The organism is Mesorhizobium oxytropidicola, from assembly GCF_056174625.1.
Genome location: NZ_CM149692.1, coordinates 1430996 through 1443292, shown reverse-complemented (window position 1 = coordinate 1443292; position 12297 = coordinate 1430996). Strand labels below are relative to the sequence as shown.

The 12297-nt window shown below is 62.3% G+C and carries 15 protein-coding genes and 1 other RNA gene; 8 read left to right on the top strand and 8 right to left on the bottom strand.

The annotated features are described in order from the left end of the window. Positions 1-8: 8 nt before the first annotated feature. The 4 genes from AC0V8S_RS07195 to ssrS all read right to left on the bottom strand — a co-directional run bounded on the left by AC0V8S_RS07195 (position 9) and on the right by ssrS (position 1816). Positions 9-290 carry a BrnT family toxin gene (locus AC0V8S_RS07195; protein ID WP_095201109.1) on the bottom strand — a complete coding sequence of 94 codons (282 nt, stop codon included), beginning with the start codon at positions 288-290 and terminating at the stop codon, positions 9-11. Positions 291-382: 92 nt separating this feature from the next. Beyond that, positions 383-910 (bottom strand): DUF3592 domain-containing protein, encoded by a 528-nt coding sequence (locus AC0V8S_RS07190; protein WP_475437280.1) that lies wholly within the window; start codon positions 908-910, stop codon positions 383-385. Between the two features lie 69 nt (positions 911-979). Next, a complete protein-coding gene (locus tag AC0V8S_RS07185) occupies positions 980-1564 on the bottom strand; it encodes a 5-formyltetrahydrofolate cyclo-ligase (RefSeq protein ID WP_183464022.1) in 585 nt (194 codons plus the stop codon). A gap of 96 nt (positions 1565-1660) precedes the next feature. After that, positions 1661-1816: non-coding RNA, 6S RNA (gene ssrS, locus AC0V8S_RS07180), on the bottom strand. A gap of 136 nt (positions 1817-1952) precedes the next feature. On the opposite strand from ssrS, the gene AC0V8S_RS07175 reads away from it, so the two are divergent. From AC0V8S_RS07175 to msrB, 7 genes are all read left to right on the top strand, one after another. Beyond that, on the top strand, positions 1953-2792 hold the full coding sequence (locus AC0V8S_RS07175) for an AAA family ATPase (protein ID WP_475437279.1): 840 nt from the start codon (positions 1953-1955) through the stop codon (positions 2790-2792). 78 nt (positions 2793-2870) lie between these two features. Then, positions 2871-3317 (top strand): GNAT family N-acetyltransferase, encoded by a 447-nt coding sequence (locus AC0V8S_RS07170; protein WP_183464025.1) that lies wholly within the window; start codon positions 2871-2873, stop codon positions 3315-3317. Between the two features lie 62 nt (positions 3318-3379). Beyond that, the gene (locus tag AC0V8S_RS07165; protein ID WP_095201105.1) at positions 3380-3574 is read left to right on the top strand and encodes a type II toxin-antitoxin system HicA family toxin; all 195 of its coding nucleotides are present in this window, start codon (positions 3380-3382) and stop codon (positions 3572-3574) included. Positions 3575-3585: 11 nt separating this feature from the next. Continuing rightward, entirely contained in the window at positions 3586-3990 is a 405-nt protein-coding gene (locus tag AC0V8S_RS07160) for a type II toxin-antitoxin system HicB family antitoxin (RefSeq protein ID WP_032932100.1), read from the top strand. Between the two features lie 6 nt (positions 3991-3996). Continuing rightward, the gene (locus AC0V8S_RS07155; RefSeq protein WP_475437278.1) at positions 3997-5187 is read left to right on the top strand and encodes a vWA domain-containing protein; all 1191 of its coding nucleotides are present in this window, start codon (positions 3997-3999) and stop codon (positions 5185-5187) included. A gap of 80 nt (positions 5188-5267) precedes the next feature. Then, the gene (locus tag AC0V8S_RS07150) at positions 5268-6065 is read left to right on the top strand and encodes an MBL fold metallo-hydrolase (protein ID WP_475437277.1); all 798 of its coding nucleotides are present in this window, start codon (positions 5268-5270) and stop codon (positions 6063-6065) included. A gap of 177 nt (positions 6066-6242) precedes the next feature. Further along, positions 6243-6569 (top strand): peptide-methionine (R)-S-oxide reductase MsrB, encoded by a 327-nt coding sequence (gene msrB / locus AC0V8S_RS07145; RefSeq protein ID WP_475437276.1) that lies wholly within the window; start codon positions 6243-6245, stop codon positions 6567-6569. Positions 6570-6638: 69 nt separating this feature from the next. Here msrB and AC0V8S_RS07140 read toward each other — a convergent pair whose 3' ends face one another. Then, positions 6639-6983, bottom strand: coding sequence for a hypothetical protein (locus AC0V8S_RS07140; RefSeq protein WP_183464031.1), 345 nt, complete (start codon positions 6981-6983; stop codon positions 6639-6641). A gap of 139 nt (positions 6984-7122) precedes the next feature. Between AC0V8S_RS07140 and AC0V8S_RS07135 the strand changes: the two genes are divergently transcribed. Continuing rightward, positions 7123-7632, top strand: a complete 510-nt coding sequence (locus tag AC0V8S_RS07135) for an arsenate reductase ArsC (RefSeq protein ID WP_475437275.1) — start codon at positions 7123-7125, stop codon at positions 7630-7632. A gap of 29 nt (positions 7633-7661) precedes the next feature. Here the strand turns inward: AC0V8S_RS07135 and AC0V8S_RS07130 are convergent, their stop codons facing one another. The 3 genes from AC0V8S_RS07130 to pyc all read right to left on the bottom strand — a co-directional run bounded on the left by AC0V8S_RS07130 (position 7662) and on the right by pyc (position 12197). After that, positions 7662-8114, bottom strand: a complete 453-nt coding sequence (locus tag AC0V8S_RS07130; RefSeq protein ID WP_475437274.1) for a hypothetical protein — start codon at positions 8112-8114, stop codon at positions 7662-7664. A 200-nt stretch (positions 8115-8314) separates the two neighbouring features. Continuing rightward, complete coding sequence (locus AC0V8S_RS07125) at positions 8315-8575, bottom strand: DUF2312 domain-containing protein (protein WP_027053014.1); 261 nt, start codon at positions 8573-8575, stop codon at positions 8315-8317. 163 nt (positions 8576-8738) lie between these two features. After that, positions 8739-12197: a pyruvate carboxylase gene (gene pyc / locus AC0V8S_RS07120; RefSeq protein WP_183464037.1), complete on the bottom strand. Its 3459-nt coding sequence runs from the start codon at positions 12195-12197 to the stop codon at positions 8739-8741. Between the last annotated feature and the right edge of the window lie 100 nt (positions 12198-12297).

Here is a 12297-nt window from a genome sequence, read left to right as displayed (position 1 = left end):
TCTCGGATTCAGTCCCTGCGTGCTTGGTCATATGCTTTCTGCTCATGGCGCGTCGCCTTTCTGGCGGAGATCAGTCTTATTCGGTCGCCGCGTTCGGTGTAAACCACCGTCAGCACCAATCCGTTGACGATGCCGATGCCGATGAACCGCTCCTCCTCGTAGCCCATGGAGCGATCGGAATAGTGCAGCGCATGAATGTCATCGAACAGGCGCTTGGCATCGGAAAATGCCACACCATGCTTGGCAAGATTGCTCGCTGCTTTCTCGTCGTCCCACTCGAATTCAAGCATGCCAACCTACTGGAATTCAGTAGTATTGCCAGACGGGCATAAACGTCAAGCCGTGAACCGGCGCAATTCGCTCTCGGTCAGCACTTCTGCCTCTAACGCCGACCGAAAGTACCACGCTGCTGTTGGCCCTGCTTTGCGACCGCGCCAATGACGCGAACAGGCGACGACGGCGACGGCGGCTTCCGTCCGCGCAACCAGAAAAACCAGACATAGAAGACGATGAAACCGCCCGTAACGGCAACAAGCAACAGCCCACCGCGCCAGCCCTTCATCGCGGCGGTATCGAGCTTCGAAGGATCGGCAGGGTCGTAGTACAACTCCACCTTGTCGCCCACGACTGCCTTGTAAAGGCCGATGATCTTTCCCTTGCCGGACCAGCTCATCGGCGCGTCATTGGCCACATAGGCGACGGCTACATTGATGCCATCCGTGGTGAGGCCGCTTTCCTGCTTTTCGCTGTAGGGACTGACAGAGGTCACGGTGGCAACCGTCTGCTGCCAGGCGGCCTGGTGATGCAGGGAGGTTCCGATGATGTGCAATGCCATCGCCAGCAACGTCACCGCGATCAGGACGAACGGCATCAGCAGGAAGCGTGCAAAGACAAAAACCATGGTCGCCATCGGCCCGGACTGTATTGCAGGAATACTATCCGGTATGTCTTGGAAACGCGTTAAGCAGATCGCGATATTTTAAGCGATGCCGAAGCGGCGCAACCCGCTCTCGGTGAGTATTTCCGGGATGACCACGTCATGGTTCTCGTCCGGAACCTGCGCCACCTCCTGGCAGTCGAAGGCGATGCCGATCAGCCTGGGCGTATGCCCCTTGTCGACGAGCCTGGCGATCGCGCGGTCGTAATAGCCGGCGCCGTAGCCGATGCGGTGGCCGCGCGCATCGAAGGCGGCGAGCGGCACCAGCATCACCTCGGGATCAAGCACCTCGGCCTCTTCATGGGGCCCGACCGTGCCAAAGCCCATGTCCACCATCGGCGCGCCGCGCACCAGTTCGCGAAAGACGATCGTGGTCTTGTCGAGAATGGCCGGCAGGCAAAGCCTGGCGCCCTGTTCGCGCAGGGCAAACATCAAGGGCCTGACGTCGACTTCCGAACGCATCGGCCAGAAGCCGGATACGATCTGACCGGGCTCGATAGCAAGATGATCGCGCGCCGTCTCGGCCATTTCGAGCGCCATCTCCACCCGCCAGAATTCGTCGAGCGCATCGCGGCGTCCAAGCGCCTGGAGCCGCAGCTGTTTTTTCTGGTCTTTGAGAGATGTCATGCGCGGACGATAGAAAAGGCCGGATACGGATGGCGTTTTGGGAGCGACGTTTTCTACCGCATCATCCACCGCAATGCATGGATGCGCTGCAAGAAGTGACGATCCACACAACCGGTGGAGAGAGCGATCCCGGGAACCTACAAAGTAGGTGGGCGCCGTGTGAGAAAACCCACGGGTCTTCCCAGGGACAGCTCCCTAAGGATCGTTAAGGCCCCGGGGAAAATGTTCTCCTGCCGGGAAGCACAGACCGTCCTCCCCAATATAGGCCGCTCATCGGTCAAGCGCCAGTGACGCAGGTGGCCTCGGCGGCTTTATTCGCCTCCCGCGTCGCGCCCTTGCACAGGCCGGGCGGCGTCCTTACGCTCACGGAATGAACCAAGGAGCAAAAATGCGTTTCGAAGGCACGGCGGCCTATGTCGCCGACAAGGATCTGATGGTGGCCGTCAACGCGGCGATCGCGCTGGAGCGGCCCTTGCTGGTCAAGGGCGAGCCCGGAACCGGCAAGACCGAGCTAGCCCGCCAGGTGGCGGCGGCACTCGGCCTCGATCTCATCGAATGGCACGTCAAATCGACGACGCGGGCACAGCAAGGCCTTTACGAGTATGACGCCGTGTCGCGGCTGCGCGACAGCCAACTCGGCGATGCCAGGTTCAATGACATCAAGAACTACATCAAGCGCGGCAAGCTCTGGGAGGCATTCGCGGCGGGCAAGAAAGTCGTGCTTTTGATCGACGAGATCGACAAGGCCGACATCGAATTCCCCAACGACCTGCTGCAGGAACTCGATCGGATGGAGTTCTTCGTCTACGAAACCCGCGAGACCATCCGCGCCGCCGTCCGCCCTATCGTCATCATCACCTCCAACAACGAGAAGGAACTGCCGGACGCCTTTCTGCGCCGCTGCTTCTTCCACTACATCCGCTTTCCCGACGTCGACACGCTGCACAGGATTGTCGATGTCCACTATCCCGGCATCAAGCAGAACCTGGTGCGCGCGGCCCTCACCCAGTTCTACGAGATCCGCGAGGTGCCAGGCCTGAAGAAGAAGCCGTCGACCTCCGAGGCGCTCGACTGGATAAGGCTACTGGTCGCCGACGACATCGCACCCGAGGATTTGCGCGCCGACCCGAAAAACGCACTGCCCAAACTGCACGGTGCGCTGCTGAAGAACGAACAGGACGTGCATCTGTTCGAGCGGCTGGCCTTCATGGCGAGGCGGCAGCAATAGCGCTTTCCCCTTCTGTGGACCGTTGCTGCCAGTCGGACAGGAAGGCAGCTTCGGCTCAGAACCTTCGGAGGAGATGAAATGTCTGAAATTATTGTCCGCCCGCTCGCGCAGTCCGACCATGCCGACTGGAAGCGCCTGTGGACCGACTATCTCACCTTCTACGAGACCAAGCTGCCGGAAGAGGTCTACGCCGTCACCTGGAAGCGGCTGTTTACGGAAGGTGAGTTCGAGCCGAAAGGTTTTATTGCCACCTTCGACGGCAAGGCGGTCGGCCTCACCCACTATCTCTACCACCGCTCAGGCTGGTCCGAGAAAAACAATTGCTACCTGCAGGATCTGTTCGCTGACCCAGACGTGCGCGGCAAGGGCATCGGTGCGGCATTGATCAAGGCGGTGAAGGACGCTGCAGAAAAAAACGGCGTCAAGAACGTCTATTGGATGACGCACGAGACCAACACAACGGCTCGCAAGCTCTACGACCACGTAGCGCGCCGCACCGGCTTCATCGAGTACGACCTGCTGTGAAGAAAGTTGACGATTGAAATAGCAGCTTTTGCGCAATATATTGCGCATGATCAGGAGTGTGGATGCCACTGATCGAGACCAATACGCGCAAGATCGTCACAAGGCTTTTGCGCGACGGTTGGCTAAGTGTCGGCGGCGGCAAGCACGACAAGTATGAGCATTCGGACCGACCCGAGGTGATAATCATCGTGCCTCGGCATCGTGAACAATCTCCCGGTGTCGCCCGGTCGATCGCCCGACTGGCTGGATGGATTTGAGGACGGACCGCATGACGCATTATGTCGGAATTCTAGATGGCGCGAGGGATGTCTGGGGGGTGCGGGTGCCTGATCTTCCCGGCTGCCATGGTGGCGGCGCAAGCCCCGAAGAGGCCATTGCCGACGCGACGTCCGCCGTGCGCGAATGGGCCGAAGCACGCTTGGCAAAACATCTGCCTCTGCCTGGATCCAGTACAGTTGCCGAGCTGCTCAAACAGGGTGAAATCGACAGCGCCTCAGGTGAATCCGCCGTGATGATACCGGTGCTGATCGACTCCGGCCGCCCCGTCCGGGCCAATCTATCGCTCGACGCCGGTCTCCTGGCGGCGATCGACGAGGAAGCCGGCCGGCGTGGCTTGACACGTTCCGCCTTCATTGCAAGCGCTGCTCGAGAGAAGATCGAGGGCCATAGATAACTGACCATGTTCATCCCCTTCTTCCTCGAACTGAAGGCCGCACGTGTCCCCGTTTCGCTGCGGGAATATTTGTCGCTGCTGGAAGGGTTGGAAGCCGGACTGGTCGACTATGACGTCGAGGGTTTTTACTACCTGGCCCGGGCTGCTCTGGTGAAGGACGAGCGCCATATCGACCGCTTCGACCAGGTGTTCGCGCATGCCTTCAAGGGCATCGAGGCGCTGGGCGGAGCGGATGCGGTCAATGTCGCCAATATTCCCGAGGAATGGCTGCGCCGCCTTGCCGAAAAGCACCTGACCGAGGAAGAGAAAAAGCTGGTCGAGGCGCTCGGCGGTTTCGAAAAGCTGATGGAGACGCTGAAACAGCGGCTCGAGGAACAGAAAGGCCGTCACCAGGGCGGCTCGAAATGGATCGGCACCGGCGGCACTTCGCCCTTCGGCGCTTATGGCTACAATCCCGAAGGCGTGCGCATCGGCCAGCACGAAAGCCGCAACCGGCGTGCGGTGAAAGTGTGGGACAAGCGCGAGTTCCGGAATTTCGACGATGCCGTCGAGCTCGGCACCCGCAACATCAAGATCGCGCTGAAGCGGCTGCGCCGCTGGGTGCGCGAGGGCGCCGAGGAGGAATTCGACCTGCCCGGCACCATCCATGCCACCGCCGAGCACGGCTATCTCGACGTGCGGACGCGGCCCGAACGGCGCAACGCCCTGAAACTGCTGATGTTCTTCGATGTCGGCGGCTCGATGGACGACCACATCAAGAGCGTCGAAGAGCTGTTTTCGGCGGCGCGGGCCGAATTCCGCCAGCTCGAATATTTTTACTTTCATAACTGCCTCTATGAGGGCGTGTGGAAGGACAACCGGCGACGCCACGCCGAGGTGATCCCGACCTTCGACCTTCTCCACAAATACGGTCCAGACTACAAGGTGATCGTCGTCGGCGACGCTTCGATGAGCCCTTACGAGATCGCCCACCCCGGCGGCTCGGTCGAACACTGGAATCCGGAGGCCGGCGCCGTCTGGCTTGGCCGCCTGCTGCAGCAATGGCCGAATGCGGTATGGCTCAATCCCGAGAGTGAAAAGGACTGGGGCTTTACGCATTCCATCGCCATGATCCGCGACGTCTTCGGCGGCCGCATGTTCCCGCTGACGCTCGCCGGGCTCGAAGCCGCGACGAAGCAGCTTTCTCGAAAACATTGAAGCAATTCCAGGAAAAGTGTGAAGCGGTTTTCACACAGGAATTGCGTCAAAACAAAAGTTAGAGATCGACGGGAGATCCGATGACCTGCTTCCTCTGCCTGCAGTGTGGCGTCCAGTTCGCGGCGACGGAGACACCGCCACAACACTGCCCGATCTGCGAGGACGAACGGCAGTTTGTGCGCTGGGAAGGCCAGGCCTGGACCATGCCACAGGAGCTTGCCGCCGGGCACAGGCTGGTGATGAGGGACGACGCCGGCGTGCTCGGCTTCGGCATCGAGCCGCGCTTCGCCATCGGCCAGCGGGCGCAACTGGTGCAGACGCCGCACGGCAACGTTCTGTGGGACTGCATCCCGATGGTGAGCGACGAGGCGGTGGCCGAGATCAACCGCCGCGGCGGCCTGGCGGCCATCGCCATCTCGCACTGCCACTTCTACTCGGCGATGGCCGGATGGAGCGAGGCGTTTGGCGGCGTGCCGGTCTATCTCCATGCCGATGACCGCCAGTGGATCATGCGGCCACATCCCTCGATCGTCAGCTGGCAAGGCGAGACGCTTGCCATAAACCCGTCGCTGACACTCATCCGCTGCGGCGGCCATTTTGCCGGCAGCCAGGTGCTGCACTGGCAGCGCGAGGGCGGCAACGCCCTGCTGACCGGCGACACCGTGCAGGTGACGCCGACGCGCCGCCATGTCAGCTTCATGTACAGCTATCCGAACCAGATACCGCTCAACGCGACGGCCGTGCGCCGTATCGCGGCGGCACTGGAACCCTTCGACTTCGACGACATTCGCGGCGCATGGTGGGACCTAAATATTATCAGCGGCGGGAAGGCGGCGTTCAACGCCTCGGTCGCTCGATATCTCGCGGCCATCTCATGACAGGCGATCGAAAATGCGAGAAAATCCGGTAACAAATGCCTATGTTGGTGCGAATATGAGGTTGCAACCAACAACGAGCCGGCAAGGCTGAGGAGATCAAATGGACACCCACACCTACCCGTCACCCGCACCGATGCCGAATGGCGCGCCCGGCTGACGCCGGAGCAATATGCGGTCATGCGCAACCACGGCACCGAGCGGCCGGGAAGCTGCGCCCTGCTTTACGAGAAGCGCGCCGGCACATTTTCCTGCGTCGGCTGCGACCAGCCGCTGTTCGAATCCAAGCTAAAGTTCGAGAGCGGCACCGGCTGGCCGAGCTTCAACGACCCGGTGCCCGGCTCGGTCGAGAACACCATCGACCGCAGCTACGGCATGGTCCGCACCGAGTGCCATTGCGCGCGCTGCGGCAGCCATCTCGGCCATGTCTTCGAAGACGGCCCGCCGCCGACCGGCTTGCGCTACTGCATCAACGGCGTGGCGCTGAAATTCGAGCCGGCCGCCTGATCGGCATCTTATAGCTTTCGGCAAAGGGCGGCTTCGGCCGCCCTTTTTCGTATGCGCAGGCTGAGCGCTTCAGGCAACAACTGTCGCGATCAGCCAAAGCGCCGAACCCAGCATCACCAGCGAAGCCTTGGCGCCACCGGATTTCTCGGCCGTCCGCCAGACCGCGATGGTGAGAAAGATGTTGTAGGGCACCGGCAGAAAATGCACCGCCAGCACCGCCCAGAGCGGCAGCTTCAGCCCGAGCAGCACCAGAGCCAGCGCCGAAGAGGCTATGTTGAGGGCCGTCCCGACAAGCATCATGTCGCGCCAGAACAGCCGGTCGATCGGGACCTCGCCAAGCCAACGCGAGCGAAAGAAGCCGGCGTTGCGTTTGGCCCCTTCGGGCGCCGCGCCCAGCGCATCGAGATCGTCCATCGGTCGAGCCTTCGCTAACTCAGCATGTCTCGAAAAAGCACCTCGGACGGCGCAGAAATCTGTCGTCATACCATGTATGATCACATAGCTGTGATCCGTATCGCATTCTGTCATTTGCGCAAACATGGAGGGGTTCGGAATGAGCGATCATGTCTACAACGTTCTCTTTCTTTGCAACGCCAACTCCGCCCGCTCGATCATCGGAGAGGCCATCTTGAACCGGATCGGATCCGGCCGATTCAAAGCCTATTCCGCTGGCGCGCGACCGAAAGGCAGCGTCAACCCCTATGCGCTTCAGTTGCTGGAAAGCCTGAGCTACGACACGTCCTTTGCCCGTTCGAAGAGCTGGGATGAGTTCTCCGGGCCCGACGCGCCGCAGATGAATTTCATCTTCACCGTCTGCGACAACACTGCGGATGAGAGCTGCCCTGTTTGGCCCGGTCATCCGATGACGGCACTTTGGGCGGTGCCCGACCCCGCCAAGGCCAGTGGCACGGAAGCCGAGCGGCATCTCGCTTTCGCCGACGCCTATCGCATGCTGAACAACCGCATCGCGGTGTTCACCAATCTGCCGATGGGGTCGCTTGATCGTCTGGCCCTGCAGGAACATTTGGACGTTATCGGCAGGGGCGAGCCATCGCCGAACTGAATCCGGGGCCGGCATGTCGGGCGAAGCCGTCAGACTTGCGACCAGGCGTTTCCGACCGCCGCAATGACGGCACGCTCGACGCGCGAGCATTCCGTCACCAGCCAGTCGGTCATGGCCGGCCAGTTGTCCTCGGCATAGCAGTTGACCCGCCACATCGAATTGATGCCGAGGCCCTCGCAGCTTTGTTCCGGCCTGAGCTTCAGCCTGTCTTCGATCGCCGGCTGGAACGGCTTCAACCGCGACCAGCTTTGCGTGGCGCCGAACTTCTCGTTACGGCCGAAGAAGACGCCGACATGGTTCTGCGCTGGCGCGACATACATGGAAAGGACCAGGGCGAAGTCGGGCAGCCCGCGCTGCCAGAACCAGGGTCCGCGCCGCGCCAGCCGGGTTCTTTCTTCCGGATGCCGTTCAGCGAACAGCGACCAGAAGCCGCGATGGCGGAACTCCGAGGCGCGGCGACCGCCAAAGTCGAATTCGCTCATGGTTCGATGCCCGCTCCAAGCATCACGCTCAGGCTGTTTCGAAATTCGCTCTTGGCGAGTCATATGGTGGTGGTTTCGAGAACCGTAGCGGAGCGTACTTAAGTACGTGAGCTCAGTTCTACTGCGCCGCCGCAGTAGAACGGGGAAGCGCAGAAAACGCCATCAGATGGCCGCCGGAGTAGAATTTCCAAACAGTCTCTTTATTCCATGCCGAGCGCGGCCATGTACAGATCTAAGATGGCGTCCTCTTCCTGGCGCTCGGCCTGGTCCTTCTTGCGCAGCCGGATGATGGTGCGGATCGCCTTGGTGTCGAAGCCGGTGCCCTTGGCCTCGGCGAAGACTTCCTTGATGTCGTCGGCGATCGTCTTCTTCTCTTCCTCGAGCCGTTCGATGCGCTCGATGAGGGCACGCAGCTGGCCGGCGGCAACAGTCTGGCTGGTCTCGGTGATATCGTCGGCCATGTTTTTCTCCAAAGATTGGTTCTATGCCGCGACTCGGGCAGAGGCGGCGGCAAATTTGAGCCGGTTCGATGCCCGACCGGCGGCGGCGGGTCAAGCTGTTATCGAACAGCTCCCCACGGGCTGCCGACAGAAGCCGACAGCCTGGCCGTTCCTTGCGAGGCGCTTAAGCGAACGCGATCAGCAGATCCTTGGCATCGATCTGGTCGCCGGCCTTGACCAGCACCTCGGCGACGGTGCCGTCGCGCTCGGCATGCAGCGCCGTCTCCATCTTCATCGCTTCGATGGAGAGCAACACGTCACCGGCCTTCACCGCCTGGCCGGCGGCGACCGAAAGTGCCGAGACCACGCCCGGCATCGGCGCGCCGACATGCGCCTCGTTGCCTGGCTCGGCCTTGCGGCGCGCCTTGACGGCGGAGGCGCCGTGCGCCCGGTCCGGCACCTTGACGCGGCGCGGCTGGCCGTTGAGCTCGAAGAACACGGTGACCATGCCCTTGTCGTCGACATCGCCGATCGCAAGGCAGCGCACGACCAGCGTCTTGCCCTTCTCGATGTCGACGAAGATCTCGTCTTCCGACTTCATGCCGTAGAAATAGGTCGGCGTCGGCAGCACGCTGACCGGGCCGTAGGTCTCCTGCGCGCCGGCAAAGTCGGTGAAAACCTTCGGATACATCAGCCACGAGGCGAATTCGTATTCCGAGAGCTTGCGCTCGAGCTTCTCCTCAATCTCCTTGCGGCTGGCCTTGAGATCGGCCGGCTTCAACAGCGAGCCCGGCCGCGCCGTGATCGGCTTGTCGCCCTTCAGCGCCTTCTTCTGCAGCGCCGCCGGCCAGCCGCCGGGCGACTGGCCGAGATCGCCACGCAGCATCGAGACGACCGAGTCCGGGAAGGCGATGTCCCTGGCCGGGTTCTCGACATCGGCGACGGTCAGATCCTGGCTCACCATCATCAGCGCCATGTCGCCGACGACCTTGGACGACGGCGTCACCTTGACGATGTCGCCGAACATCAGATTGACGTCGTGATAGGTCTGCGCCACCTCGTGCCAGCGTGTCTCCAGCCCGAGCGAGCGCGCCTGTTCCTTGAGGTTGGTGAACTGCCCGCCCGGCATTTCGTGCAGATAGACTTCCGAGGCCGGCCCCTTGAGGTCGCTTTCGAAGGCAGCGTACTGGTTGCGCACCGCTTCCCAGTAGAATGAGATTTTGCGGATCCATTGCGGGTCGAGGCCCGGGTCGCGCTCGGTGCCCTTCAGCGCTTCGACGATCGAGCCCAGGCAAGGCTGCGACGTGTTGCCGGAGAAGGCATCCATCGCCGCGTCGATGGCGTCGACGCCGCTCTCCACCGCCGCCAGCACGGTCGCCGCCGACAGGCCGGACGTGTCGTGGGTGTGGAAATGGATCGGCAGGTCGGTCGCCTCGCGCAGCGCCTTGAACAGCACGCGGGCTGCGGCCGGCTTCAAGAGGCCGGCCATATCCTTGACCGCGATGATGTGGGCGCCGGCGGCCTGCAATTCGCCGGCGAGCCCGACATAATATTTGAGGTCGTACTTGGCCCGCGCCGGATCGAGAATGTCGCCGGTGTAGCACATCGCCGCCTCACACAGCTTGCCCTCGGCGCCGACCGCGTCCATGGCGACGCGCATGTTCTCGACCCAGTTCAGGCAGTCGAAGACGCGGAACAGGTCAATGCCGCCGGCGGCCGCCTGCTTGACGAAATGCTGCACGACATTGTCGGGATAATTGGTGTAGCCGACGCCGTTGGCGCCGCGCAGCAGCATCTGCAGCAACAGATTGGGAGCCGCCTCGCGCACTTTGCTCAGCCGCTCCCACGGATCCTCGGTGAGGAAGCGCATGGCGACGTCGAAGGTCGCGCCACCCCAGCATTCCAGTGACAGAAGCTGCGGCAGGGCGCGCGCATAGGTGCCGGCAATGTTGGCGATGTCGTGCGTGCGCATGCGCGTGGCGAGCAGCGACTGGTGGCCGTCGCGCATCGTCGTGTCGGTGACCAGAACTTCCTTCTGCTCACGCATCCAGCCGGCGAATTTTTCCGGACCGAGCACGTCCAGCTTCTGCTTGCTGCCGCCGGGCACGTTGCCGTTGAGGTAGGGCACGACGGGTGCGGCAGCATCGGCCTTCGGCATCGGCCGGCCGCGTGTCTCGGGATGGCCGTTGACGCTGACATCGGCCAGATAGTTGATGAGCTTGGTCGCGCGGTCCTGCCGCTTGACCTGCTGGAACAGCTCCGGCGTCGTGTCGATGAACTTCGTCGTATAGGAATTGTCGGCGAAGCTCGGGTGGTTGATGATCGCTTCGAGGAAGGTGAGGTTGGTGGCGACCCCGCGGATGCGGAATTCGCGCAGCGCGCGGTTCATGCGCGCGATCGTCTCGGCCGGCGTCGGGGCCCACGCCGTCACCTTCTCCAGCAGCGGATCGTAGAAGCGGGTGATGACCGCGCCGGAATAGGCGGTGCCGCCATCCAGCCGGATGCCGAAGCCGGTGGCGCCGCGATAGGCGGTGATGCGGCCATAATCCGGGATGAAATTGTGCTCGGGGTCCTCGGTGGTGATGCGGCACTGCAAGGCATGGCCGTTCAGCCTGATGTCCTTCTGCGCCGGCACGCCTGATTGCGGCGTGCCGATGGCGAAGCCGTCGAGGATGTGGATCTGCGCCTTGACGATGTCGATGCCGGTCACCTGCTCGGTGACGGTATGCTCGACCTGGATGCGCGGGTTGACCTCGATGAAATAGAATTTCCCCGTATCGGCGTCCTGCAGGAACTCGACCGTACCGGCGCCGATATAGCTGGTCTCGCGCGCGATCTTCAGCGCGTAGCCGCAAAGCTCCTCGCGCTGCGACATTTCGAGATAGGGCGCGGGCGCCCGTTCGACGACCTTCTGGTTGCGGCGCTGGATCGAGCAATCGCGCTCGAACAGGTGCACGACATTGCCATGTGTGTCGCCAAGCACCTGCACCTCGACATGGCGCGCGCGCTCGATCAGCTTTTCGAGATAGACCTCGTCCTTGCCGAAGGCGGCTTTCGCCTCGCGCTTGCCTTCCGTGACCTCGCGGGCGAGATCGGCCTCGGCGCGGATGGCGCGCATGCCGCGCCCGCCGCCGCCCCAGGAGGCCTTCAGCATCACCGGATAGCCGATCTCCTTGGCCAGTTTCTTGACCGCATCCATATCATCCGGCAGCGGGTCGGTGGCGGGGATGACCGGCACGCCGACCTCGATGGCGAGGTTGCGTGCCGCGACCTTGTTGCCGAGGCGGCGCATCGTGTCCGGCTTCGGGCCGATGAAGGTGATGCCGGCTTGCGCACAGGCTTCGGCGAATTCCGGGCTTTCGGACAGAAGCCCGTAGCCCGGGTGGATGGCATCGGCGCCCGAAAGCCTGGCGACGCGGATCACCTCCTCGATCGACAGATAACTCTCGATCGGCCCCATATCCTTGGCCAGATGCGGGCCGCGCCCGACCTGGTAGCTTTCGTCGGCCTTGAAGCGGTGCAGCGAGTATTTGTCCTCCTCGGCCCAGATCGCCACGGTTTTGAGGCCCAGCTCGTTGGCCGCGCGAAAGACGCGGATGGCGATTTCTGACCGGTTGGCGACGAGGATCTTCGTGATGGCCAAGGACTGGGCTCCAGCAGCGGAAGGAACGGGAAATCGGAGCAATGATTAGCGTGAAAATGCTGCAGCGCAAACAAAATTGACAGATGATTCAATCGATTTA

What these genes read in the sequence shown, in the direction of transcription:
- AC0V8S_RS07195 (WP_095201109.1), bottom strand. Translation starts at nt 290, where the DNA reads ATGCTTGAATTCGAGTGGGACGACGAGAAAGCAGCGAGCAATCTTGCC.
- AC0V8S_RS07190 (WP_475437280.1), bottom strand. Translation starts at nt 910, where the DNA reads ATGGCGACCATGGTTTTTGTCTTTGCACGCTTCCTGCTGATGCCGTTC.
- AC0V8S_RS07185 (WP_183464022.1), bottom strand. Translation starts at nt 1,564, where the DNA reads ATGACATCTCTCAAAGACCAGAAAAAACAGCTGCGGCTCCAGGCGCTT.
- AC0V8S_RS07175 (WP_475437279.1), top strand. Translation starts at nt 1,953, where the DNA reads ATGCGTTTCGAAGGCACGGCGGCCTATGTCGCCGACAAGGATCTGATG.
- AC0V8S_RS07170 (WP_183464025.1), top strand. Translation starts at nt 2,871, where the DNA reads ATGTCTGAAATTATTGTCCGCCCGCTCGCGCAGTCCGACCATGCCGAC.
- AC0V8S_RS07165 (WP_095201105.1), top strand. Translation starts at nt 3,380, where the DNA reads ATGCCACTGATCGAGACCAATACGCGCAAGATCGTCACAAGGCTTTTG.
- AC0V8S_RS07160 (WP_032932100.1), top strand. Translation starts at nt 3,586, where the DNA reads ATGACGCATTATGTCGGAATTCTAGATGGCGCGAGGGATGTCTGGGGG.
- AC0V8S_RS07155 (WP_475437278.1), top strand. Translation starts at nt 3,997, where the DNA reads ATGTTCATCCCCTTCTTCCTCGAACTGAAGGCCGCACGTGTCCCCGTT.
- AC0V8S_RS07150 (WP_475437277.1), top strand. Translation starts at nt 5,268, where the DNA reads ATGACCTGCTTCCTCTGCCTGCAGTGTGGCGTCCAGTTCGCGGCGACG.
- msrB (WP_475437276.1), top strand. Translation starts at nt 6,243, where the DNA reads ATGCGCAACCACGGCACCGAGCGGCCGGGAAGCTGCGCCCTGCTTTAC.
- AC0V8S_RS07140 (WP_183464031.1), bottom strand. Translation starts at nt 6,983, where the DNA reads ATGGACGATCTCGATGCGCTGGGCGCGGCGCCCGAAGGGGCCAAACGC.
- AC0V8S_RS07135 (WP_475437275.1), top strand. Translation starts at nt 7,123, where the DNA reads ATGAGCGATCATGTCTACAACGTTCTCTTTCTTTGCAACGCCAACTCC.
- AC0V8S_RS07130 (WP_475437274.1), bottom strand. Translation starts at nt 8,114, where the DNA reads ATGAGCGAATTCGACTTTGGCGGTCGCCGCGCCTCGGAGTTCCGCCAT.
- AC0V8S_RS07125 (WP_027053014.1), bottom strand. Translation starts at nt 8,575, where the DNA reads ATGGCCGACGATATCACCGAGACCAGCCAGACTGTTGCCGCCGGCCAG.